Source organism: Sphingomonas sp. DMC6 (genome assembly GCF_056314225.1).
On the sequence record NZ_JBQUYT010000005.1, the window covers coordinates 35,442 to 55,611 of the forward strand.

At 65.5% G+C, this 20,170-nt stretch carries 22 protein-coding genes; 5 read left to right on the forward strand and 17 right to left on the reverse strand.

All coding sequences use genetic code 11. The features are described 5' to 3' along the window. Positions 1-93: 93 nt before the first annotated feature. Positions 94-891, reverse strand: coding sequence for a response regulator (locus ACT53M_RS13090; RefSeq protein ID WP_476233884.1), 798 nt, complete (start codon positions 889-891; stop codon positions 94-96). 262 nt (positions 892-1,153) lie between these two features. Between ACT53M_RS13090 and ACT53M_RS13095 the strand changes: the two genes are divergently transcribed. The 3 genes from ACT53M_RS13095 (at position 1,154) to ACT53M_RS13105 (ending at position 3,317) form a co-directional block, all read left to right on the forward strand. After that, a complete protein-coding gene (locus tag ACT53M_RS13095; RefSeq protein WP_476228103.1) occupies positions 1,154-1,321 on the forward strand; it encodes a NepR family anti-sigma factor in 168 nt (55 codons plus the stop codon). A gap of 67 nt (positions 1,322-1,388) precedes the next feature. Continuing rightward, positions 1,389-2,903, forward strand: coding sequence for a sensor histidine kinase (locus tag ACT53M_RS13100; RefSeq protein WP_476233886.1), 1,515 nt, complete (start codon positions 1,389-1,391; stop codon positions 2,901-2,903). Positions 2,904-3,182: 279 nt separating this feature from the next. Next, positions 3,183-3,317: an entericidin A/B family lipoprotein gene (locus ACT53M_RS13105; RefSeq protein ID WP_476233887.1), complete on the forward strand. Its 135-nt coding sequence runs from the start codon at positions 3,183-3,185 to the stop codon at positions 3,315-3,317. Between the two features lie 23 nt (positions 3,318-3,340). On the opposite strand, the gene tatC is transcribed toward ACT53M_RS13105, so the two are convergent. From tatC to ACT53M_RS13155, 10 genes are all read right to left on the reverse strand, one after another. Continuing rightward, a complete protein-coding gene (gene tatC / locus ACT53M_RS13110; protein ID WP_476233889.1) occupies positions 3,341-4,108 on the reverse strand; it encodes a twin-arginine translocase subunit TatC in 768 nt (255 codons plus the stop codon). Further along, the gene (tatB, locus tag ACT53M_RS13115; RefSeq protein ID WP_476233891.1) at positions 4,105-4,557 is read right to left on the reverse strand and encodes a Sec-independent protein translocase protein TatB; all 453 of its coding nucleotides are present in this window, start codon (positions 4,555-4,557) and stop codon (positions 4,105-4,107) included. Before tatB ends, tatC begins: the two co-directional genes overlap by 4 nt. 112 nt (positions 4,558-4,669) lie before the next feature. Next, positions 4,670-4,906, reverse strand: a complete 237-nt coding sequence (locus tag ACT53M_RS13120; RefSeq protein WP_476228107.1) for a twin-arginine translocase TatA/TatE family subunit — start codon at positions 4,904-4,906, stop codon at positions 4,670-4,672. Between the two features lie 94 nt (positions 4,907-5,000). Further along, positions 5,001-5,609, reverse strand: coding sequence for an SMC-Scp complex subunit ScpB (scpB, locus tag ACT53M_RS13125; RefSeq protein WP_476233892.1), 609 nt, complete (start codon positions 5,607-5,609; stop codon positions 5,001-5,003). Further along, on the reverse strand, positions 5,606-6,340 hold the full coding sequence (locus ACT53M_RS13130; protein WP_476233893.1) for a segregation and condensation protein A: 735 nt from the start codon (positions 6,338-6,340) through the stop codon (positions 5,606-5,608). Before ACT53M_RS13130 ends, scpB begins: the two co-directional genes overlap by 4 nt. Positions 6,341-6,387: 47 nt before the next feature. Continuing rightward, positions 6,388-7,395: a beta-N-acetylhexosaminidase gene (gene nagZ, locus ACT53M_RS13135; RefSeq protein WP_476233894.1), complete on the reverse strand. Its 1,008-nt coding sequence runs from the start codon at positions 7,393-7,395 to the stop codon at positions 6,388-6,390. A gap of 56 nt (positions 7,396-7,451) precedes the next feature. Beyond that, the gene (locus ACT53M_RS13140; RefSeq protein ID WP_476233896.1) at positions 7,452-8,183 is read right to left on the reverse strand and encodes an SPOR domain-containing protein; all 732 of its coding nucleotides are present in this window, start codon (positions 8,181-8,183) and stop codon (positions 7,452-7,454) included. A 4-nt stretch (positions 8,184-8,187) separates the two neighbouring features. Then, positions 8,188-9,912 carry an arginine--tRNA ligase gene (gene argS, locus ACT53M_RS13145; RefSeq protein WP_476233897.1) on the reverse strand — a complete coding sequence of 575 codons (1,725 nt, stop codon included), beginning with the start codon at positions 9,910-9,912 and terminating at the stop codon, positions 8,188-8,190. Positions 9,913-10,013: 101 nt separating this feature from the next. Next, entirely contained in the window at positions 10,014-10,535 is a 522-nt protein-coding gene (locus tag ACT53M_RS13150) for an N-acetyltransferase family protein (protein ID WP_476233898.1), read from the reverse strand. After that, on the reverse strand, positions 10,495-10,902 hold the full coding sequence (locus ACT53M_RS13155; RefSeq protein ID WP_476233900.1) for a rhodanese-like domain-containing protein: 408 nt from the start codon (positions 10,900-10,902) through the stop codon (positions 10,495-10,497). The genes ACT53M_RS13150 and ACT53M_RS13155 overlap by 41 nt, the downstream gene beginning before the upstream one ends. 62 nt (positions 10,903-10,964) lie before the next feature. On the opposite strand from ACT53M_RS13155, the gene ftrA reads away from it, so the two are divergent. Continuing rightward, positions 10,965-11,978, forward strand: a complete 1,014-nt coding sequence (gene ftrA, locus ACT53M_RS13160) for a transcriptional regulator FtrA (protein ID WP_476233901.1) — start codon at positions 10,965-10,967, stop codon at positions 11,976-11,978. A 22-nt stretch (positions 11,979-12,000) separates the two neighbouring features. Here the strand turns inward: ftrA and ACT53M_RS13165 are convergent, their stop codons facing one another. Together ACT53M_RS13165 and ACT53M_RS13170 are read right to left on the reverse strand one after the other, a co-directional pair. Continuing rightward, positions 12,001-13,155: a DUF1501 domain-containing protein gene (locus ACT53M_RS13165; protein WP_476233902.1), complete on the reverse strand. Its 1,155-nt coding sequence runs from the start codon at positions 13,153-13,155 to the stop codon at positions 12,001-12,003. 4 nt (positions 13,156-13,159) lie between these two features. Beyond that, the gene (locus ACT53M_RS13170) at positions 13,160-14,698 is read right to left on the reverse strand and encodes a DUF1800 domain-containing protein (RefSeq protein ID WP_476233903.1); all 1,539 of its coding nucleotides are present in this window, start codon (positions 14,696-14,698) and stop codon (positions 13,160-13,162) included. 226 nt (positions 14,699-14,924) lie between these two features. Here ACT53M_RS13170 and ACT53M_RS13175 point away from each other — a divergent pair, with 226 nt between their 5' ends. Beyond that, positions 14,925-15,203 carry a hypothetical protein gene (locus ACT53M_RS13175; RefSeq protein WP_476233904.1) on the forward strand — a complete coding sequence of 93 codons (279 nt, stop codon included), beginning with the start codon at positions 14,925-14,927 and terminating at the stop codon, positions 15,201-15,203. 87 nt (positions 15,204-15,290) lie between these two features. Here the strand turns inward: ACT53M_RS13175 and ACT53M_RS13180 are convergent, their stop codons facing one another. The 4 genes from ACT53M_RS13180 to ftsZ all read right to left on the reverse strand — a co-directional run bounded on the left by ACT53M_RS13180 (position 15,291) and on the right by ftsZ (position 20,121). Beyond that, the gene (locus ACT53M_RS13180) at positions 15,291-15,551 is read right to left on the reverse strand and encodes a hypothetical protein (protein WP_476233905.1); all 261 of its coding nucleotides are present in this window, start codon (positions 15,549-15,551) and stop codon (positions 15,291-15,293) included. A gap of 107 nt (positions 15,552-15,658) precedes the next feature. Continuing rightward, positions 15,659-16,825 carry a deoxyguanosinetriphosphate triphosphohydrolase gene (locus tag ACT53M_RS13185; RefSeq protein ID WP_476233906.1) on the reverse strand — a complete coding sequence of 389 codons (1,167 nt, stop codon included), beginning with the start codon at positions 16,823-16,825 and terminating at the stop codon, positions 15,659-15,661. A gap of 59 nt (positions 16,826-16,884) precedes the next feature. After that, complete coding sequence (locus ACT53M_RS13190; RefSeq protein ID WP_476233907.1) at positions 16,885-18,591, reverse strand: SPOR domain-containing protein; 1,707 nt, start codon at positions 18,589-18,591, stop codon at positions 16,885-16,887. Between the two features lie 90 nt (positions 18,592-18,681). Further along, positions 18,682-20,121, reverse strand: coding sequence for a cell division protein FtsZ (gene ftsZ / locus ACT53M_RS13195; protein ID WP_476233908.1), 1,440 nt, complete (start codon positions 20,119-20,121; stop codon positions 18,682-18,684). Positions 20,122-20,170 lie beyond the last annotated feature (49 nt).

Genomic DNA, 20,170 nt, shown 5'->3' on the forward strand with positions numbered 1-20,170 from the left:
AGATGGGGGCGGGTTCGTTTTGCTCAGCCATGCATGAACAACAGCTGAGTACCGTTTTGGGTCCGTATCAGGTGGAACCCGCCTGAACTTTTTTCAGGCGGGAACTGTCGCTTCATCGAAGAACAGCGCTTGGCTGATGGTCGCCTTCACGGTTTCGCGCTGAAAAGGCTTGGTAATCAGGAAGGTCGGCTCGGGGCGTTCGCCGGTCAGCAACCGCTCCGGGAAAGCGGTGATGAAGATCACCGGCACGCTGAATTCGGCAAGGATGTCCTTTACCGCGTCAATGCCCGAACTGTCGTCGGCCAGCTGGATGTCGGCGAGCACCAGCCCAGGACGATCTTCCATCGCCAGCGCCACTGCCTCGTCGCGAGTGACCGCCACGCCCGTAACATCATGGCCCAGATCGCGGACGATCTGTTCGAGGTCCATCGCGATCAGCGGCTCGTCTTCGATGATCATCACGCGGGTGCGGGTCTGGCGCTCGATTTCGCTCACGGCTTCCGCCACCAGTTCGGTCACGCGCCCAGTCTCCTCGCCGATCAGATAAGCCGTATCTTCGGGCGTAAAGCCCTCCACCGTGGTCAGCAGCAGTGCCTGCCGCGACAGCGGCGTCAGCCGCGCCAGCCGCTTGCGGGCAATGGCTTCGCTCTCATTGACTGAATCGTCGGCGCCCGCGCTCTCATCGACCTGGGTGGATTGCCAGATCGCCTGAAACGTGCGGTACAGACCCAGCCGGGGATCGACTTCGCGCGGAAACTGGTCGGGCGCCGCGACGATGGCTTCGAGCGCGGCGCGAACGTAGCGGTCGCCTTCTGCCTGGCTGCCGTTCAGGGCACGGGCATAGCGACGCAGGAGCGGAAGATGGGGCGCGAGTTGCTGACCAAGCGACATGACCTGTTTTTTCTCCATCGAGTGCGGGAACCTGTTTCACCCCCGCGCAGCCTTGTTTCAATCGATTCCGTCACCCGAAGGAACCCCTCCCCGGATTTCGCATCGGCTGTGGAACAATCGAGCGGCTTTTTTGTTTCATCGTTCAATCGCGGGAATTGCCGGGCGCTTGCGCTCGGCTGCGTTGTCGGTATTCGGCGAACGCGGTTGATGTGTCGTTCATGGTCCGGGGCCCCGGACACTCCGGGCCTTCAGGGGGGAATTGGTGCGTTCCGAAAAAGACGATCCTCGCAAGTCGCCGAAGTCGAACGGAGATGCGGAAGCGGGTCGCCCCGTCCGCAACCTCGGCGATGCCTTACGCCAGGCCTATGACGAAACGCTTCATGAAGTCGTGCCCGACGATTTGCTCGACCTGCTGAAAAAGCTCGACTAATCCACGCTGCATGGACAGCACGGACTCAGCGCCGCGCAGCCGGGCTTTGTCGGTTGCGATGGCTCGCATGCCCACCGGTGCCAAGGTTTTCCTCATCCTGGTCGGTGCCCTGCTTCCGCTTGCCCTGATTGCGCTGTTCACGACGCTGCAGACTGCCCGTAACGCCGATTCGGAGGCACGCGAACGCCTGCAGGTGGTTGCGCGCGAAAGCACCAGCGTTCTGGAAAACCTGCTCGCGAACCATCTGTCGCAACTGGGCGAGGCGCTGGTCGCGCTGGAACGCGATCCGCACGATGCCCCCAGCTGCACGCGGCTGGCAGGCACCTATGCCACCCAGCCCCAGGCCCGGTTCGTCATCCTGAACGCGCGCGGGCAGACGCTGTGCGGCCAGCGCTTCGACCGTCCGGAGCCGCGCATTGTCGCCAAGCCCGGGCAGACACTGGTTGCCTTTGCGGGCGACGCCCTCCTGCTCCGGATCGACGGCATCGGCGGCATGCGCGCGATTGCGCTCTATCCGCGTGACCTGCTCGCGACTGTCGCCCGCCCCAGGGGCTTCGTGCCCGATTATGGCGCTGCACTGGTGCACGACGGCGAGCGGCTGACGCTGCGTACCCTGTCGAACGGCGGCCCGCTGGAGCGGCGCGAAGCAGTCGTCAATGCGCTCGGCATCGATGGGCTGCGGCTGGAAATGGCAATGCCCGGCACGCCGATCACCTCACCGCTGATGATCGCCACCGTCCTGCTGGTCCTGATGTGGATCGCGGCCGCGGCAATCGGCTGGTTCGTCGTCGATATCTTGCTGATCCGGCCACTCCGCCAGCTGCGCAGCAACGTCGCCAATTACCGGCCGGGCGAAGTGATCGACACGCGCCGCTTCGGCGCGATCCCGGCGCAGGAAATCCGCGAGCTGGGCGACACGTTCAGCCAGATCAGCCGCACCGTCCAGGCTCACGAGGCAGATCTGGCGCAGGGGCTGGTGCGCCAGACCAAACTGACGCGCGAAGTGCACCACCGAGTGAAGAACAATCTGCAGGTCATTTCCAGTCTGATCAACTTCCACGCCCGTGCGGCGAAGGGCGCCGAAGCTGCCGACGCCTATGCCTCGATCCAGCGCCGCGTAGATGCCCTCGCGGTCGTCCACCGCCACCATTATGCCGAAATGGAAGAGACACGCGGGCTGGAACTGCGCTCGGTGATCGGCGAACTTGCTGCCAACCTCCGCGCGACGGCGCCCGATCGTGCCGCAGGACTGGGCATCACGCTGGAAATCGAATCGCTGCTGGTGACGCAGGACGTGGCGATTGCCGTCGCCTTCCTGCTTACCGAGCTCGTTGAACTGGCGATGACCTGCAATGAAAGTGCGCAGATTCGCATTTCGATCAAGGCATCCGAAGATGCGAGCCGGGCGATTCTGCGCGCCTCTTCCCCGGCCCTGACCGGCGGCCCCGCGCTGGAGGCGCTGCTCGAAAAGCGCTATGGCCGGGTTCTGACGGGCCTCGCGCGACAGTTGCGGACGCAGCTCCACCACGATCCTCTGATCGGCGTCTATGAGGCGACGATCGCGGTGAGCGGTCGCCCGTAATTCCGAAAAATTTTCGTCCCGCAGGCGGAACCCAGCCGTGTGACCAGCGTTTTCATCCCCGGATAGCGACCTTTTGCCCCCCCGCTCTCGCTGTCCAAGACATGGGCCCGGAAGCGTCAACCCTCCCCCCCCGGTGGCGCTTCCGGGCCTAAATCTTTTCAGAATCAGCGACTTCTCTCTTCGTGACCGCCCCGTCCGCGTGAGCGCGCAAGGAACGTTTCTGCGCCGCCGCGCATTGATCCGGCGGCCCCGCAGCGGGCGAAGAATAGAGGAGTTCCAATGCGCAAGATCATCGCATGTGCAGCGCTGACGGGTGTGTTCCTGGTCGCGGCGTGCAACACCATTGAAGGCGCCGGCAAGGACGTCGCGTCAGCAGGCGATACCGTCGCCAACGCCGCGAACGAATCCAAGTAACGCCCGATCAGGCACAGGGAATATCAGGCGGCTTCGGCTTCTTCCGGAGCCGCCTTTTCACGCCGGCGGCGGGTGAACCAGATCGCCACCAGCGACAGGAAATAGAGCACGATCAGCGGACCCGCGAGCAGCAGTTGCGAGCCGACATCGGGCGGCGCCAGAATTGCGCCGATGCCCACGGCCCCGACAATCGCATAGCGCCATGCGCCCTTCAGCTGCTCATAGGTGACGATGCCGGCATGTTCGAGCAGCATCAACAAAATCGGCAACAGGAACGAAATCCCGAAGCCGAAGATGAACTGCATGATGAACTTCAGGTAGCTGTTCACATCGGGCAGTGCTTCCTGCGTCACGCCGCCCAGATCGCCCTGAAAGCCGAGCAGGAATTTCAGTGCTACCGGCACCGCAACGAAATAGGCCATTGCAGCGCCAGCAGTGAACAGCAGCGGTGTCGCCAGCAGGAACGGCAGCAGCGCCTGTTTCTCGCGGCGATAGAGGCCGGGCGCGACGAACCGCCACAACTGATTGGCGATGATCGGAAAGGCGATCATCAGCCCGGCGAAGAACGCCACCTTCACTTCGACCAGAAAGCCGCCGAACACATCGGTATTGATGATCTTCGCCTGTCCCGCGACCTTCAGCGGCGCGACCAGGAAACCAAGAATATGGCGCGCAAAATAAAGGCAACCGCCGAACGCCACGAGCAGCGCCAGAATCGACCAGATCAGCCGCCGGCGCAGCTCGATAAGATGCTCGAGCAAGGGCGCCTGGGTATCGTCGATATCGTTCACGGCTTGGCTTCGTCGGTCGGCGGCAGCGGCGCGGCCTTGGGGTCGGTGGGATGCGGCACCGGATCGTGCGGCGCAGGATCATGCGGCGCGGGGTCGCTGCGCAGCGCGGGCTGGGGCGTCATGACTGGCGTGGCCTCGTCATGCTGCACCGTATGGGTAACGGCATCGGCAGCGGGCGCGCCCGGATGCTCCTCCGGCGCCGGCAGCGGCTGGGGCGGATATTGGCGCATGATGCGCTCATTCTCGGCCGCCCACTGTTTTTCCAGCTCGGCCAGTTCGGCTTCGCGCACCACCGCGTCGAGACCCGAACGGAACTGACGCGCGACGCCCCGCGCCCGGCCGACCCATTTGCCGACGAACTGCATCGCCCGCGGAAGATCCTTCGGACCAATGAAAACCAGCGCTACGATGGCCACGAGCAGAAGCTCGCTCGGCGCAATGTCGAACATTCCTTCGGCGTACCCATTCGCAACCATGCTGCCGGCTGGCCGGCGCGCAGCGGCCGATCCCGGCCGGTTCATGCAGCGGCGCGGTACCCTTGCGGTCCGCGCCGGCTATCGCTCAGCGCTTCTCTTCGTGCGCGCGTTCCTGCTCGGCAGTATAGCCCGGTTCGGGTGCTGCCTTGCCTTCGATCCGGGTCGGCTGGACGGGCTTGTCGTCGTCCTCCGCCATGCCCTTCTTGAAATTCTTGATGCCCTTGGCGACGTCGCCCATCATGTTCGAGAAGCGGCCGCCACCCAGCACCAGGATCGCGATGACGCCGAACACCAGCCAGTGCATCAGGCTGAAGCTACCCATGAGAATTCTCCTTGTATCCCGGCCTATCTAGGCTCCGCAGGCATCAACGGCAACGGTTTGATCGCCCCCGGCCGAACCCTGCCGGTGAAAACACTTATTCTTCCTCGCCTTCCGGTTCGGTCCCGCGCTCTTCGTCACCCTCGGTCTCCAGCGCCTCGAACGCCAGATCAACGGGATCGAGCAGGCCCGCCGCCTTCAGATCGTCGATCCCCGGCAGGTCGCGTCGGCTGGCCAGCCCGAAATGGCTGAGGAAACCCGGCGTCGTGGCATACATCAGCGGCCGCCCAGGCACTTCGCGCCGCCCGGCGGGCCGCACCCAGCCTGCCTCCATCAGCACGTCGATCGTTCCCTTGGAAATCTGTACGCCGCGAATCGCTTCGATCTCGGCGCGTGTCACCGGCTCGTGATAGGCGATGATCGCCAGCGTCTCGATACCCGCGCGGCTCAGCTTGCGGCTCTCTTCCCGGTCGCGACGCAGCAGATGGGCAAGATCGGCAGCCGTCTGGAAATGCCAGCGTTCGCCGCGCCGCACCAGTTCGACGCCGCGCCCGCCATAATGCTCCTCCAGACTGGCAAGCGCCGCGCGAACATCGAGCCCCGGACCGACATGGGCGCGGATTTCGTCCACCGTCATCGGTGCTTCGGCCGCGAACAACACCGCCTCTACGGCGCGAACGGGATCGTCAGGCGCGATGGCGCTCATGCTTCCGCCGCCTTGAGATACAAGGGTGCGAAGGGCGATTTCTGCCGCAACTCCAATCGCCCCTGCCGCGCCAGTTCGAGCGCCGCGACAAAGGACGATGCCAGCGCCGACTTGCGATAGGTGCCGCTGGCCCCCTCTGGCAGAAAACTCTCGATCGTGCTCCACTCGATCGTCGTGCCGATCAGTTCCGACACGCGCTCGATCGCCTCTTCCAGCGTCATTACGTCGCGCTGGGCGACGACATGCATGACCGGGCGGGTGCGCGCGCTGATCCGGCCATAGGCGGCGATCAGGTCATAGATTTCGGCTTCCCAGCGGGCCTGCCGCACGACACGGAGCCCTTCCGGCGCCCCGCGAAAGAACACGTCGCGGCCCAGCCGGTCGCGTGCAACCAGCCGCGCCCCTGCCTCGCGCATCGCGTTCAGTCGCTCCAGCCGCAATTGCAGCCGCAGCGCCAGTTCCTCGGGGCTGGGCGTCTCTTCGGGGTTGCGCGGCAGAAGAAGAGCGGACTTCAGATAGGCAAGCCACGCCGCCATCACCAGATAATCGGCAGCGAGTTCCAGCCGAAGCGCCCGCGCCTCGTTCACATAGGCTAGATATTGCTCGACCAGTTGCAGGATCGAAATCTGGCGCAGATCGACCTTCTGGTTGCGGGCAAGCGCCAGCAACAGGTCGAGCGGGCCTTCCCAACCCTCGACCTCCACCTTGAGTATCTCTTCCCCCTCGCCCATCGACGGGAGTTAAGCAGAGCCGCGCGCGGCTGTCATGTCCCCGTGCGTCACACCAGTGCCAGCAACGCATCCCGTTCGGCGATCAGCGCCGCGCGGTCGGCGGGTTCGGGGCCGCCGGCGATCGTGGCCATCGCCCGTTCCAGCCGGCGCAGACAGGCCTCGCCCGCATCGGGCAACAGGCTGACGATCTCCACCATTTCCGGCATGCGTGCCCAGCAATCGAGCACCACATCGCAGCCCGCTGCCAGCGCCCCCAGCGCCTTTTCGCCCGGCGTTCCGGACAGCGCCTTCATGTCGATATCGTCGCTGAACAACAGCCCGTCAAAACCGATCCGGCCGCGAATGACTTCGCCGATCACCTTGGGCGACAGCGTCGCGGGATGCTCGGCATCCCAGGCCTCATAGACGACATGCGCGGTCATCCCCATCGGCGCGTCCGCGAGCCGGAGAAAAGGCGCGATGTCGCTTTCCAGGGCCGCCGCATCGGCAGTCACGCGCGGCAGGGTCAGGTGGCTGTCGACCAGCGCCCGGCCATGGCCCGGCATGTGCTTCACCACGCCGACCACGCCGCCGCGTCGCAAGCCGTCGAGGATCGCCCGGCCCAGCGCAGCAACGCGTATCGGCTCGCCGCCCAGCGCGCGATCGCCGATCGCCTCCGTCACATCGGGCTGGCGCACGTCGAGCAACGGCGCGCAATCGACGTTCACGCCCACTTCGGCGAGCATCAGGCCCAGCGCCTGGCCATTGGCGCGCGCTGCCTCGATCGCGGTGATCGGCGCCTTTTCATAGAGTGCGTCGAACGCTGCCCCTGCCGGGAAGGCCGGCCAGACGGGCGGCTGCATCCGCGCGACACGGCCACCCTCCTGATCGATCAGGATCGGCAGATCGGCTCGGCCGGAAAGATCGCGCAGGCTGTCGGTCAGCGCGCGCATCTGCGCCACGCTTTCGCAATTGCGCTTGAAAAGGATATAGCCGAGGGGATCGGCATCGCGGAAGAAATCGCGCTCTTCGGCCGTAAGCTGCAGGCCGGAGACGCCAAAAATGACGGGCTTCATGCCGCCTGCCTAGCCGACGCCACCCGCGCGGGGAAGCCGCGGATGCCGAAAGCGTATCAGCTTGCGACGAAGCAGTTCTCGCCCGCCACCTTCAGCTTGCCGCAAATCTCGCGCGCCTGCCCGTTGCTGCCGGCGTTGACGCGCAGGCGATAGACCGTCTTGCCATCGGGCGTGACGAACCGCTCGACTGACTTGCCGAGGGGCGCGAGATAGGCAAACCGCTTCGACAGCCGCAGCCACGCGACGTTCGCACCGCCTTCGCTGGGGAAGGCACCCAGCTGAACCAGCGATCCTGCGCCGCCATTGGCCGAAGCCGCCGCCGCAGCCGCCGGTGCGGCGGGCTTTGCCGCAAGCGTGGGGCTCGCCGCGGGCAGCGCCAGGGTGGCGGCCTTGCTGGCCCCGGTCGGGCTGGCGGCAGGCTTGGGCGCATGTTTGGCGTCCACCGGTGCCTCGGGCAAGGCAGCGACGTTGATGCTGGCGTTGCTCGACGCGCCCTGGCTGGTGCGGAAGACGGTATCGCCCTCGCCATCCACCTTCATGCCGCCGGGGTCGTCCGGGCGAACCTTGTAATCGCCTTCCTCGGCGTTGATCAGCGCGCCATCGCCGCCCTGCAGCCCGTGATAGCGCTGCCAATACAGCGCGCCGGCAACGGCAGCGAGCACGATAAGGGCGAGAAGAACGAGCAACGCGATACGGCCGCGGCGCGGCTCGTGATACTCGTCCTCCACCGTCTCCAGCCAGGGGAGACGCTCGTCGTGATCGTACCCGTCTTCGGCAGCGCTGCCCATCGCCTCACATCTCCTCGACGGCCTCCACGCCCATCAGGGCGAGACCGTTTCGGATAACCTGCCCGATCGCGCGCCCGAGGAAAAGCCGCGCGCGGGTAAGCGCCGGCTGTTCCACGATGAGAAAGCGCCGCTCCGCAGAATCGTTGCCGAGATTGTAGAGCGCGTGGAACTCCGCGGCCAAGTCATAGAGATAAAAGGCGATTCTATGCGGTTCACGAGCACTTGCCGCCGCTTCCACCACCCGCGGGAACTGGGCGGCAAGCTTCGCCACCGCCAGCTCGCGTGTATCAAGCAGGGACAGATCGGCTGCTTCTTCCGTGCTAATACCGGCCTCTGCGGCACGGCGATGCACCGACGCGACGCGGGCATGGGCGTATTGCACGTAGAAGACAGGGTTTTCCTTGGACGTCTCGAGCACCTTGGCGAAGTCGAAGTCCATCTGCGCATCGGCCTTGCGGGTGAGCATGGTGAAGCGCACCACGTCCTTGCCCACTTCGCGCACGACATCGGCGAGCGTGACGAAATTACCCGCCCGCTTCGACATCTTCACCGGCTCGCCGGCGCGGAGCAGGCGGACCATCTGGACCAGCTTGACGTCGAACCGCGTCTTGCCGCCGGTAAGCGCCTGCACGGCAGCGACGATCCGCTTCACCGTACCGGCATGGTCGGCGCCCCAGATGTCGATCAGCTGGTCGGCCGACTGCGCCTTCTGGAAGTGATAGGCGAGATCGGCGCCGAAATAGGTCCATTGCCCGTTCGACTTCTTGATCGGGCGATCCTGGTCATCCCCGAACTGCGTCGAGCGGAACAGCGGCAGTTCGACCGGTTCCCAATCCTCGGGCGTCTCGCCTTTCGGGGCTTCCAGCACGCCGTCATAGACGAGCCCGCGCTCGCGCAGCCATGCCTCGGCCTGTTCGGGCTTGCCGGCGGCCTGCAGCTCGGCCTCGGACGAGAACAGGTCGTGATGGATGCCGAGCAGCGCCAGATCGTCCTTGATCATGACGAGCATCGCCGCAACCGCCGTCTTGCGGAACAGCGCCAGCCATTCGCTCTCGGGCGCGTCGACATATTTGTCGCCGAACTCGGCGGCGAGCTGCTGGCCGACCGGCTTCAGATAGTCGCCCGGATAGAGCCCCTCAGGGATCTCGATCGTCGCGCCCAGCGCCTCGCGGTAGCGCAGATGCGCCGACCGCGCGAGCACATCGACCTGGCTACCTGCATCGTTGACATAATATTCGCGGATAACCTTGTGCCCGACATATTCGAGCAGGCTCGCCAGCGCATCGCCCACCACCGCGCCGCGGCAATGTCCCATATGCATCGGCCCGGTCGGATTCGCCGAGACATATTCGACGTTGACGGTCGTGCCCGTGCCCAGCGACGAGCGGCCATAGTCCGCGCCCGCGCACAGGATCTCGGCGACTTCGCCGCGCCACGTGTCTTCGGTGAGCGTCAGGTTGATGAAGCCTGGCCCGGCGACCGACACGGCTGCTACCTCGTCCAGCTTCTCCAGTTCGGCGACGAGCTTCTCCGCGAGCGCGCGCGGATTGGTGCCGGCGGGCTTGGCGAGCACCATCGCCGCGTTGGTGGCGAGATCGCCATGGCTCGGATCGCGCGGCGGCTCCACCGTAATCGCACGTCGCTCCAGCCCCGCAGGCAGATCGCCGACGAGGACAAGCGCATCCAGGGCAAGGTTCAGATGCGCGGCGAAACGTGCGTAGAGCGTCATTGAGCAATCCAATGGGGAATGGGAACGGCGGCCTGTAGCGCAGCGGCGCGGCGGCGTCATCCCTATTGGGGTGCGTTGGGCGGGACTACAAGGTTCGCGATCTAATCCGGCGGGATCGTTCGAAGGAAGAATCGCGTCTTCGGAAGGGCGCAGGCCCCTTCGCGACGATAGAAGCGTATCGCCCGCTCATTCCAGGCGGGGGTTTGCCATTGCAGTTCGTTTACGCCCAACTGCGCTGCGCGCCTTCGTACCGCGCCCAAAAGCGCCGATCCGATTCCGCAGCCGCGCGCGCCCGCATCGACAAACAGGCAGTCGAGGTGGAAGAAGTGCCGGCACGACCAGGTAGAGAAGTCGAGGGTGGCGGTTGCGTAGCCGACCAGCGCACCACCCTCCTCAGCGACCCATGCCATTAGAAGTGGTGGCTGCCGCTCCAGTGCAAATCGAAGTACCTCTGGCGTAGCAACAGCCACACCGCCTTCATAGGCAGCGTGACTTTGGATCAATGCCAGCATCGCCTCCGCGTCCGATCCGCTGGCGGGCCGGACGCGGAAGCCGACGCCGTCGATGGCAACCTCCGCGAGATCAGGCACCTGGCTGACTGCGTTCCAGAACGAACCCTTCATCGATCCAGCCGGTGATGCCGCCAGTCATGATCTTCACCGGCCGCGACAGCCGCGCCAGTCGAAGCGCCCCGCGGGCCGCACCGTTGCAATGTGGCCCTGCGCAATAGGTTACAAACAGCGTATCCGCTGGCCAATTCGCGAGTTTGGATTCGATGATCTTGCCATGGGGAAGGTTGATCGCGCCAGGCACATGTCCTTTGGCGAACATCTCGGGGCCACGTACGTCTAGCAGCACGAAGCCGGGTTCCGGATGGGCCATCGCCTCATGCACGTCCCAGCAATCGGTTTCAAACCGGAAGCTGTCGGCAAAACGCGCTTCAGCCTCAGCGGACGGTGCGGCGGCGATGCTGGTGACCGGGTTGGACATGGGCTTCTCCTTTGGTGACGGCGCTTTGTGACGGAGAAGTCATAAGGTGGCTATCGGCCGAATTGCCGATTATCGTAAGAATCATGCCACCACCTGTACCAGCGAACCGCCTTGTCATTGCCCTCGCCTATGAAGGGCTTTGCACGTTCGAGCTCGGGATCGCCGGCGAGATTTTCGGGCTCCCTCGACCGGAGATGGGCGCCGACTGGTATCGATTCGCAGTCTGTGCGGAACGCCCAGGCAAGCTTTCGACAAATTCGGGGCTGTCAGTGCACGTCGAGAACGGGCTCGATATGCTGGGCGAAGCCGGAACGATCGTCATTCCCGGCTGGCGATCGGATGGCACAGCCCCATCGCAAGCATTGCTGGACGCCTTGGTCGCCGCCTATCAGCGCGGTACGCGACTGGTCTCCATCTGCTCGGGTGCCTTTCTGCTAGCAGCAACCGGGCTGCTGGACGGTCGTCGTGCGACGACACACTGGCGGTACGCCGAGCGCCTCCAATCCGCATACCCGACAATCCTCGTCGATGCGGATACCCTGTACACGGGAGCTGATGGCCTCTTCACCTCTGCCGGATCAGCTGCGGGAATAGACCTTTTGCTCCACCTCGTTCGCATGGACTTTGGACCGGATGCAGCCAACAGCGTTGCGCGCCGGCTGGTGGTTGCGGCGCACCGCAGCGGGGGGCAGACCCAGTTTATCGAACGCCCGGTGCTCACGGGAGCGAACAGCCGGCTTCAGGGACTGCTCGATCAGTTGCGGAGCGATCCCAGCCATCCCTGGACGATCGAGCAAATGGCGCGTGCAGCGGCCATGAGCGAGCGCACTTTGGCGCGGCGCTTCCAGCAAGAAACAGGGGAGAGTCCGATGGCGTGGCTCATCAAGCAGCGGATCGCACTGGCGCGCGAGCTTCTCGAAACCACGAGCCTGCCGATGGAACGCCTCGCCGAGCACGCAGGTATGGGAACGGCGGCCAACCTGCGCCTGCACTTCACGGCTCAGGTCGGGATACCGCCGAACCTCTATCGCAAGCAGTTCCGCCGTGCCGACGCGGCGGGTACCGCCGTCGCGTGATGCGAGGCAGCCCCTCCCCGATCTACACCCGCACCAGCCCGTCGAGCACCGCCACCTTGTCCATCGCCGGGAACAACGCCTTCGCGCTGCGTTCGGGCGGCAGGGCAAAATGCTGGGAGACCGCACTGTTGATGAGAGTGTCCAGCGCCGTCGTCGGCTTCAGATCCCGCGCCTCATAAAGCGCGGCGTCGGCCAGCCCCGGCCAGTCGGCCTGCACGCGCCCGCCGCGCACGGCCCCCCCGAGCAGCATCGCCACCGACCCGGTGCCGTGGTCGGTACCGCCAGTGCCATTTGCCTTCACCGTGCGGCCGAACTCCGTCGCCACCACGACCAGCGTATTGTCCCAGAGCGGCCCGAGGCCGGCCTTCATCGCCGCGATCATGCCGTCGAGCGCCTTGAGCTGGTTGCCGAGGCGGCCGCGCTGGGCGGAATGCGTGTCCCAGCCATTGGTCTCGATCATCGCGATCCGCGCGCCGCCCGGCGCCGACAGCATTTTGGCCGCAAGCGTGCCGGTATCGACAGCCTTTTTGCCGTTCTCGGCGGCGAGTTCGTCGGTGAGCGAGCGAGTCGCCATCACTTCCTGCCACAGCGGGTGGAGCTGCTTGTCGGCCTGATACATTGCCGAAACCCGTGCGATAAGGTCGGGCGATGCGCCGGGCAGCGACGAAGGTGCGTAGCTCGCCACTTCCACCGGTCCGCGAAGTGCCATCGGCACCGACGCCGAAATCGCGATCGCCTTGTCGTCGGCTGGCAGCAGCCGCAACAGGCGGTTCATCCAGCCATCGTGTAACTGATAGGCAGAGACGCCGCCGGTCTCGAGCACATTCTGGCCGTCGAAATGCGAGCGGTCGCGATAGGGCGATGCCACGGCATGGAAGAACAATGCCTGTTTCGCCTGGTACAGGCCCCAGACATTCTGCAGCGACGGGTGCAGCGCGAACATCGAATCAAGCTTCGGCGCGGTTGCGAAATCGGCGGCGAGATCGCCGCGCTGGCCGGCATAGGCGTGGTCGCCGACCGGTGCGACGGTATGCAGGCCGTCGGCAGCGCCGCGCTGAATGATGAAGATGAAGCGGCGCTCGGTCGGCGCGGCGGCAAAGGCCATGCGGGCGCCCAGCGGCGACAGCATCAGGCCGGTAGCGCCGACGCTCAGAAAATTGCGGCGGTTGAGATACATGGGATTATCTCCGCAGAAATTCGGGCGATACGAGCATCAGCGCCACACCCTGCGCCGGGCTTTCGGCACGGGCGATGGCCTGCTCGGTGCTCTGGCTAAGCGAGGCAGGGAAAATCAGTTCGGCACGCTGGCGGGGATCGACGACGTCGCGCGCCCGCTGCGCAATCCGCTGCGCGGCTTCCACACGGCGCAGCACTGCGTCCGGCGCCGCCCAGGCCGGCGCAATATCGTCCCAACCTGCGGGCGATCCGGGTTTCCACACCGGCTGCCCCAGTTGCACCATCAGCCCGGGGACGAAATTGAGCGGCAGTTGCTGCGCGTCGAGCACGCGCAGCGCCGACACCGTCCATTCCCAGGGCGATTTGAACTTTACCGGTGCCGGCGCCCAGCATTCGGGCGAGGCGACCAGCGTGCGATACAGGCTGGGCAAGTCGCCGCCCGTCTTCAGGAACGACGCCTCCAGCCGCGCCACCAGCCTGGGGGGCGGATCGTCTCCGGCGAAATGGCGCGCAAGTTTGGTGGCGATGTGCCGTGCCGTCGCCGGATGCGTGGCTAGCGTGGCGAGCACCGCGCTAGCCTGCGTCTCGCCCGGCTGGGGCCATTTCTTGCCGAGAATCGTACGCGTGCCCGGCTCGTGCATCTCGGCACCGAAGACGAACTGGCCGGGCGCCCCGTCTGCCGGGGTCCATTTGCCGAGCGGGCCGCGACCGAAGCCGGCTATCGTCCAGCCGGTCATTGCCCGGGCGAATTCGGTGACATCTGCCTGGGTATAGCCGCTGCGCACGCCGAGCGTGTGGAGCTCCATGATTTCGCGGGCGAGATTTTCATTGAGGCCCAGCGACCTACGCTGGTTAGGCCGCTGACGCGAGGCGAGCGGACTGTTCGGTCCCACCGACACCGACTGGTCGAGATAGAGCAGCATCGCCGGATGCCGCTCCACGGCGAAGAGCATGTCACGAAAACTGCCCATCAGGTTCGGGCGGATCGCTTCGAATTCCAGCGTGCCCGCCAGCGCGATCAATTCCATTTTGTCGGCTGAGATCGCGAAATGGTTGGCCCAGAAATGCACCAGCCGCTCGGCAAAGGGAGCCGGGGAGTCGATGGCGGCAACGGCGCGGGCGGTCACCGCCTGGCTATGCCCGTCACTTACCTGCTTGCTGATCTGTTTGCGCAGCGTCTCGGCCGCCTCGCTGCCATTGGCCGGCGGCGGCGGTGGCTGGGTCGGCGCAGCCGCCATCGGCACCGCCCCTGCAGATGCGGGCGCTGCCGGAGCGCCCGGCGACATAGCCGGCTGCGTGGGCTGCGCCGGTTTAGCAGCAACAGCCGCCGAGGCAGCAGCCTTGCGCAGCGCCTCTGCCTGCGCGCGATATTCCAGCAATTGCACGACTGTCGCCGAAGACCCTGGTAGGGCCGCGATAACCGGCGGCTGCGCGACATAATGGTCCAGCTGGCGAAGCAGCCATTGCTTCGGATCCCCACCGGGATCTTCTCCGGGCCTTGCTCCATATCCAAAGCGGTTCAGCGCGATGCTCTTGTCTGTCATGGCGACCCTCATGCCTGCGACACAGGCATAGCTTCCGTTTGTCGCAAGAATTTTTCACAGACTCGGTTGACCGCCGATGAACGCCCTTTCACCGCTCGATTGCAAAAACTGCAATTAGCAACTTCGATTTTTGCGATTGCGCCTCATGCTGCGATGCAACATTTTGGCGCCAAGAACACAAGAAGGATGCTGATCTGGCTCTTTTCGAACTCGAAGGAGAAAGATCGTGACCCGTTTCACTATCGCACTCGCGGCCTCGCTGTTTGTTGCCGCACCCGCCATTGCCGCTGACCAAGCCGAGCGCAGCTTCACGCGCGACGGCATGACCTATGTCTATACGTCGACGGTAAAGGGCGACGCCCAGATTCTCGAAGGCGTCGTGAAGCAGACCAACCAGAAGTTCCATCTGGTCGTGCGCAACGGCTGGGTCGATGGCGACACCGGCGGCGTGCGCGTGTCGTTCCGCGTGCCGAAGACCAGCCAGGTCGAACTGGCTCAGCGCTAAGCTTCGCGCCTTCCCGGCATAAAAAACCCCGCAGCTGCCCATGCAGCTGCGGGGTTTTACGTTTTGCTGAACAGCGAAAGTGGCAGGTCAGTCGCTGCCCACCGGTGATTGTGCGCCGGGCTGGCGCGGCGCCTCGGCCCGGGCCTCTTCGCGGCGGGCCGGCATCATGCCTTTTCCCGCCTGATGATGCGACTGCGCCAGCTGCGGTGCGCGGTCGCGTATGCGCCAGGTGACGACGGGGCTTTTTCCCGAAGGCATCCAGACGCGCTCATGCGTTTCATGAAGGGATTGGGCAGCGGCCGGGGCGGCAATCAGCAGCACCGGCGCTACAACGAGATATTTCAACATCGCGGACGGTCCTCTCTTTTTATCAGCATTGCATGGCCGCCGCAGATAAAGAGTCGAGTTTTCGCGTCGCTTGCTCTTTGGTAACGAAGTATGTCCCGCAGGGGCCGTCAAAATCCGTCGGGCAGATCGATCGTCCCGCAGATTTCCCGGTACCGCGCGATCGCATAGCGATCGGTCATGCCGGCGATGAAATCGGCGATGTGGCGACTGCGATCCGGCTCCTCGACAGGCAGCGCTTCTCGCCATTCTGCCGGCATCAGCATCGGATCGGCGGCATAGGCCGCGAATAGCCCTGCAACAACGGTGCGCGCCGAACCGGCGGCAGCAAGCTGACTGGGGTGATGATAGAGATTGGCGTACATGAAGCGCTTGAGCCCGCGCTCCGCCTCGCGCATCGCATCGGAGAAGCCCGCAAGACAACGCCCTGCCGCGCGCACATCCGCCACGGTCTCGACACCCGCATCGGCCACCCGCGCGCGCGTCTCCGCCATCAGGTCGTTGACCATCGCGCCGATCTGCGAGCGGATCAGTTCCCCCGTCAGCCGCTTCGCGCTGACGCCCGGAAAGCGTGCCTCCACGTCGCGCCAGCCGGCGGCGATCATGGGCACTTCCATCAGCTGGTCGAACGTCAGCAACCCTGCGCGCAGGCCATCGTCGATGTCGTGATTGTCATAGGCGATATCGTCGGCGATTGCCGCGACCTGCGCCTCCAGCGACGGCCAGCTGTCGAGCTCCAGCGGAAACGCTGCGTCGGTCTCCGCCAGTGCCCATTCGGGTTCGGCGATCGGTCCGTTATGCTTGGCCAGCCCTTCCAGCGTGTCCCAGGTCAGGTTCAACCCGTCCCAGCCGGGATAGGGGCGTTCCAGAAACGTCAGCGTGCGCAGGGTATGGCCGTTGTGATCAAAGCCGCCCTTCCCCGCCAGCGCCTTTTCCAGCGCATCCTCGCCGGCATGGCCGAAGGGCGGATGGCCGATGTCGTGCGCCAGGCAAAGTGCCTCGGTTAGATCCTCGTTCAGGCCGAGCGCGCGCGCGACGGCGCGGCCAATCTGGGCGACTTCCAGGCTGTGGGTGAGGCGCACGCGGAAATGGTCGCCGTCCGGCGCCATGAAGACCTGAGTCTTGTGGCGCAGGCGACGGAAGCTGATCGAATGAATGATACGGTCGCGGTCACGCTGGAACGCATCGCGGGGGCCACGCGCACCGCCACCCGCTTCAGGATGGCGACGGCCGCGCGTCTGGCCCGGCATACAGGCCCAGGAGGAATGCAGTTTCACGCGCGCGCCTCTATCCGCTTCGCCATCGCTTGTCGAAGTCCGATCGATGAAATCCCCGCCTAGGGCGCGAGTTTGGTCACCTTCTGGCCGGGTTCGCTGGTGAAGACGAAACCGGACACGCCTTCCTTGGCGAGGCTGTTGACGAACGCCTGCGCCGCCTCGGTGGTCTTGAACGGCCCCGTCAGCACCCGGTTGGTGGCGCGCAGCGGCGTCCACCAGCCCGAATGCCCCTTGAGCAAGGCCGGTGCCTTGGCGACCATCGCCTTCCACGCGCGCGGCAGCGTTTCTTCATTCGCACCGCCCGCAACCTGCACCCAGATGCGCTTGGGCTCGGCCTTGGCCGGATCGGGCTTCTTGGGTTCAGGTTTTTTGGGCTCGGGCTTCTTCGGTTCCGGCTTTTTCGGCTCGGGTTTTTTGGGCTCGGGTTTGCGCGGCTCGGGCTTCTTCGTCTCGGCCTCGGTAGTCGGCTCCGGCTTTGGCTTCGCATGCACCGGCTCTGCCACCGGCGCGGCAGGCGCCACTTCCTCGTTCGGGCGATTGACCGCGTCGAGTTCGCTGGCGGGAATGGTGATGCCCGCGATGATCGACGCCAGGTGCGCATCTTCGCGGCCGACGCGGACCGGCGCGCTCGGGCGAGGCGCAGCGGCAACGGGTGCGGATTGCACCGGTGCGGTGGCCGCCATCGCCACGGGGGGCGGTGCGCTTTGTGTCACAGGCGCCGGAGCGGCCACAACCTGCGTTGCCGCCGGCACCACCGTGTTCCGCTCCGGCGGCGGCGCGGCGGCGACCAGAGCGGGGGCATGCGGCGCAACTGGCTCAGGCGCAGGCGCGCGCGCAGCCGGGGGAGCGACCGCCGGCGCTGCCGCCGGTGCCGCCCGGCGCCGCTCGCGAACCTCACGCTCGCTGCCGCGCGTTGGCGCTGCATTGTGAGGCGCCGCCTGCGCGACCTGCACCGGTCGCTGCGCAGGAACATATGGCGGCAAGGCAGGCGCCAGTCGCGCGTCGGCCAGCCGCGCCTGGGTGGGCGACAATTCGCCGAAATGCACTGCAAAGGCACGATCGGCCGGCGACAATGTCTGCAGCCGTCGGAAAAAGGGCAGCATGTCCTTGCCCATCGATCCGGGCATCACCGTCGCCGCAATTTTCTCGGCACCGGCAAGATCGCCATTCATTGCTAGGACGAACGCGCGCGCGCGCCATGCCGCACGATCCTGCGCGCGGAGCAACGGATCGAGCTGGCGCGCCGACTCCTCGACATCGCCGCTTATACCCAGCGACAGCGCATAGCGGCGGATCACTTCGTCTTCGCGCCGCTGCGACAGCGCGAGCCGATAGTCACGCTGGGCCAGCAAGGGCCGGCCGACCAGATCATAGGCGAAGCCGCGATCCGCGGCATATTCGCGAGGATCGACGCCGCGCGCCTCCGCCTGGCCGAAAAGCCGCAACGCCTCACCGGGCCGTTCCATCCGCACCAGCACCGATGCGCGACCGTTCAGGATGCGCGGATTGGTCGCGTCGACACTCTCAGCGCGCTGAAAAAAGGCGAGCGCGCCTGCGGTGTCCCCCAGCTGGTTGGAAAGCTGGCCCGCCGCAAGCAGCGCGTCGATGTCACGTGGATTTTCGGCAAGGACGCGGATCTGCGTCGCCAGCGCATCGGCATCGGGATTGATTTGCTGGACGATTTCCGTCTGGGCGACGGCAGGCCCTGCGGCCAGGGCCAAAACGGAGGCGACGGCGCCGAGCGCCAAAAGTCGAATCGGGGTCATGCAGGTCCAGTCTTGCGCACTGCGGCGCTGAACCACCAATGCACCGCCGCCGGGTGTTCGCCAAAGCGAGACACCCGGTCGACGAACCTGTTACTGATTATTCTGGCTGCGCAGGAAACGCGGGATATCCAGCGGATCCTTGTCGTCATCGTCGCTGCTCTTGGCGCCGCGTGAAGCAGCCATCCGTTCGAACAGCGTACCACCGGTGCGGCCACGCGGACGCGAATCCGGCTCTTCCTCGGCGCCGGTCAGCCAACGACGTCGGCCTGCCGGCGCTTCGGGTGCAGGCGCGGGAGCCGGTGCAGGGGCCGGTTCGGGCATGATCGTGTCGCTGCCGAGAAGCAGTTCGTCATCGCCCAGATCGGCTTCCGGCTCGGGCGCGCGCGCAATCGGCTCCGGCTCCGGCGCGAGAACCGGTTCCTCGATCGGTGCGACGGCAGCCGGTTCGGGCTCGGGCAGCGGCGCGGCCGGGGCAGCGGGTGCCACGGGATCGGCCGCCGTGCGGCGCGGCGTTGCAAAGGAGAAGACGCGCGGCTGCTCGATCGGGGTCGCGCGGTTCTCTGCATTCGCGTCGATACCGGTGGCGACCACCGACACGCGAATGCGGCCTTCCAGCTCGGGATTGAACGCCGAACCCCAGATGATGTTGGCATCGGGATCGACCAGTTCGCGGATGTGATTTGCCGCTTCGTCGACTTCGAGCAGGCGCATATCTTCGCCGCCGGTGATCGAGACGATCACGCCCTTGGCGCCGTTCATCGAAACGCCGTCGAGCAGCGGGTTGGCGATCGCCTTCTGGGCAGCGATCAGCGCGCGGTCGTCACCTTCCGCCTCGCCAGTGCCCATCATCGCCTTGCCCATCTCCTGCATCACCGAACGCACGTCAGCGAAGTCCAGGTTGATGAGGCCGGGCATGACCATCAGGTCGGTGATACCGCGCACGCCCTGCTGCAGCACCTCGTCCGCCATTTCGAACGCTTCCTTGAAGGTCGTGTTCGCATTGGCGATCAGGAACAGGTTCTGGTTCGGGATGACGATCAGCGTATCGACGTACTTCTGCAGCTCGTCGATGCCGGCTTCGGCCGATTGCGAGCGGCGCTTGCCTTCAAAGGCGAACGGCTTGGTCACCACGCCCACGGTCAGGATGCCCATGTCGCGCGCAGCCTTGGCGATTACCGGCGCCGCGCCGGTGCCGGTGCCGCCGCCCATGCCGGCCGCGATGAAGCACATATGCGCGCCTTCCAGCGCCTTCTGCACCTGCTCGATCGTCTCTTCGGCAGCAGCGCGGCCGATTTCGGGACGCGAGCCTGCACCGAGACCCTGGGTGATTTTGGCACCGAGCTGAATGCGCTGCGGAGCGCTCGATTGCTTCAGCGCCTGCGCGTCGGTGTTAGCAACCAGAAATTCCACGCCCTGCACCTCGGCGCGGATCATGTTGGCGATGGCGTTGCCGCCCGCGCCACCAACGCCGATCACGGTGATCTTGGGCGTCAGTTCGTCCACGTCCGGCGGAAGGAAGTCGATACTCATTCTAAATTCTCCCGTGGCGACGCGACCGCGGCGACGCGCCCCCCTTCTT

What these genes read in the sequence shown, in the direction of transcription:
- ACT53M_RS13090 (WP_476233884.1), bottom strand. Translation starts at nt 891, where the DNA reads ATGTCGCTTGGTCAGCAACTCGCGCCCCATCTTCCGCTCCTGCGTCGC.
- ACT53M_RS13100 (WP_476233886.1), top strand. Translation starts at nt 1,389, where the DNA reads ATGCCCACCGGTGCCAAGGTTTTCCTCATCCTGGTCGGTGCCCTGCTT.
- ACT53M_RS13105 (WP_476233887.1), top strand. Translation starts at nt 3,183, where the DNA reads ATGCGCAAGATCATCGCATGTGCAGCGCTGACGGGTGTGTTCCTGGTC.
- tatB (WP_476233891.1), bottom strand. Translation starts at nt 4,557, where the DNA reads ATGTTCGACATTGCGCCGAGCGAGCTTCTGCTCGTGGCCATCGTAGCG.
- ACT53M_RS13120 (WP_476228107.1), bottom strand. Translation starts at nt 4,906, where the DNA reads ATGGGTAGCTTCAGCCTGATGCACTGGCTGGTGTTCGGCGTCATCGCG.
- scpB (WP_476233892.1), bottom strand. Translation starts at nt 5,609, where the DNA reads ATGAGCGCCATCGCGCCTGACGATCCCGTTCGCGCCGTAGAGGCGGTG.
- ACT53M_RS13130 (WP_476233893.1), bottom strand. Translation starts at nt 6,340, where the DNA reads ATGGGCGAGGGGGAAGAGATACTCAAGGTGGAGGTCGAGGGTTGGGAA.
- nagZ (WP_476233894.1), bottom strand. Translation starts at nt 7,395, where the DNA reads ATGAAGCCCGTCATTTTTGGCGTCTCCGGCCTGCAGCTTACGGCCGAA.
- ACT53M_RS13140 (WP_476233896.1), bottom strand. Translation starts at nt 8,183, where the DNA reads ATGGGCAGCGCTGCCGAAGACGGGTACGATCACGACGAGCGTCTCCCC.
- argS (WP_476233897.1), bottom strand. Translation starts at nt 9,912, where the DNA reads ATGACGCTCTACGCACGTTTCGCCGCGCATCTGAACCTTGCCCTGGAT.
- ACT53M_RS13150 (WP_476233898.1), bottom strand. Translation starts at nt 10,535, where the DNA reads ATGAAGGGTTCGTTCTGGAACGCAGTCAGCCAGGTGCCTGATCTCGCG.
- ACT53M_RS13155 (WP_476233900.1), bottom strand. Translation starts at nt 10,902, where the DNA reads ATGTCCAACCCGGTCACCAGCATCGCCGCCGCACCGTCCGCTGAGGCT.
- ACT53M_RS13165 (WP_476233902.1), bottom strand. Translation starts at nt 13,155, where the DNA reads ATGTATCTCAACCGCCGCAATTTTCTGAGCGTCGGCGCTACCGGCCTG.
- ACT53M_RS13170 (WP_476233903.1), bottom strand. Translation starts at nt 14,698, where the DNA reads ATGACAGACAAGAGCATCGCGCTGAACCGCTTTGGATATGGAGCAAGG.
- ACT53M_RS13180 (WP_476233905.1), bottom strand. Translation starts at nt 15,551, where the DNA reads ATGTTGAAATATCTCGTTGTAGCGCCGGTGCTGCTGATTGCCGCCCCG.
- ACT53M_RS13190 (WP_476233907.1), bottom strand. Translation starts at nt 18,591, where the DNA reads ATGACCCCGATTCGACTTTTGGCGCTCGGCGCCGTCGCCTCCGTTTTG.
- ftsZ (WP_476233908.1), bottom strand. Translation starts at nt 20,121, where the DNA reads ATGAGTATCGACTTCCTTCCGCCGGACGTGGACGAACTGACGCCCAAG.